The organism is Streptomyces palmae, from assembly GCF_004684805.1.
GTDB lineage: Bacteria > Actinomycetota > Actinomycetes > Streptomycetales > Streptomycetaceae > Streptomyces > Streptomyces palmae.
Genome location: NZ_SRID01000671.1, coordinates 1 through 1,481 on the forward strand (window position 1 = coordinate 1; position 1,481 = coordinate 1,481).

The following is a 1,481-nucleotide window of genomic DNA, read 5'->3' on the forward strand; positions in this document are numbered from 1 at the left end:
GGGTGGTGGGGCCCGGGTCGAGGGTCAGTGGGCGTGGTCGCCCGAGTCGTCGCCCTTGGCGTGCTCGTCCGAGCTGCCGCCCTTGGCGTGGTCGGCGGCTGCCGGGGTGCCCGTGGCCGGGAGGGTGAAGGCGGCGGTGTGGACCTTGCCGTCCGCGCGGAAGTCCAGGTAGAGGCGGTAGTTGCCGGTGCTGGGCGCGGTGGCGCTGAAGGAGATGTCCGGGCCGGGGCGGGTGTGGCCGTCGCCCGGGGCACCGTTGGGGTGCACGTGGAGGTACGCGAGGTCCCCGGAGCGCAGCGCGACCAGGTGCCCGTACGCCTCCAGGTAGGGCTGGAGGTCGGTGACCGGGCGGCCCTTCTTGGTGACGGTGAAGGTGAGCTCGGAGGTCTTGCCGGGGGTGAGCTGCCCATGGCGGGTGACCGTGTAGCCGTCCACGGTGGTGGTGGCCTTGGACTTGGGCAGCGCGGTGGGGGTGTAGTGGCCGGCGGCGGCGAGGTCGGCGCCCAGGGTGAGGTCCTTGGCCCCCTTGGCGTCGGGCGTGAAGTCGGCGAACAGGCGGTAGTCGCCCGCCTTGTCGAGCGTGACCGGGAGGCTCCAGGTGCCGTCGGCGTCGCGGTTGGGGTGCAGGTGCCGGTAGCCGGCGAGGTCGCGGCCGGCGAGGATCAGGTGCAGGTCCTTGCCGTGGTTGGCGCGGTAGGCGGTGACCGGGCGTCCGTCCTGGTCGCGGACGGTGAAGCGGAGGACGGTCTTGTCGCCCGCCTCCACGCGCGGGGTGTGGAGGTCGAGGGTGTAGCCGTCCTCGGTGGTCTGCAGTCCGCCGGGCGGGTGCTCTTCCGCTGAATCGCCGGTGTGGCCCGCGTGGCCCCCCTTGGGCTCGGTGCCCTCCTCACCGGTGTGCTTCGCGCCGCCCTGGCCGGAGCCGTGACCCGCGTGGGCGGCCGGGCTCGGGTCGGAGATGGGTTCCACCGCGTGACCCACGCCGTACGCGGCCCCGAAGGCGGCGGCGAGTGCGGCGGCGAACGCGGTGGCCTTCAGCCCTGTGTTCATGAGGATTCCCTTCTCGGTGGCATGACCGCCGTTACCGGCTGCCGGCCTGGGTCGACTCTCGGACGCGTGGCGGCCGTCGCCCGGCTGCCCAACGGGGCTGAGCATACCCCCAGGGGGTATGAAGTCAAGTGGTCGCCACGCCTTGCCATGGATAGGGGTCGGGGGTATACATTGGTCTCGTCGATATACCCCCCATGGGTATGCAGAGGAGCAGAGATGACCACCACGGTGACCGGCACGGCCGAGGTCGAACTCGCCATTGGCGGGATGACCTGCGCCTCGTGCGCCGCTCGTATCGAGAAGAAGTTGAATCGGATGGACGGGGTGGAGGCGACGGTCAACTACGCCACCGAGAAGGCGAAGGTCAGTTTCGGTGACCAGGTGGCGGTGGCGGATCTGATCGCGACGGTGGAGGCCACCGGCTACACCGCGGC

Annotated in this window: 2 protein-coding genes; one reads left to right on the plus strand and one right to left on the minus strand. The window is 71.3% G+C overall.

All coding sequences use genetic code 11. From position 1 onward, the window contains the following. Positions 1-24 precede the first annotated feature (24 nt). Positions 25-1,047 carry a hypothetical protein gene (locus E4099_RS31965; RefSeq protein ID WP_209446826.1) on the minus strand — a complete coding sequence of 341 codons (1,023 nt, stop codon included), beginning with the start codon at positions 1,045-1,047 and terminating at the stop codon, positions 25-27. Positions 1,048-1,263: 216 nt separating this feature from the next. On the opposite strand from E4099_RS31965, the gene E4099_RS31970 reads away from it, so the two are divergent. Beyond that, a partial coding sequence (locus tag E4099_RS31970; RefSeq protein ID WP_135341311.1) for a cation transporter occupies positions 1,264-1,481 on the plus strand: 218 nt, incomplete at its 3' end.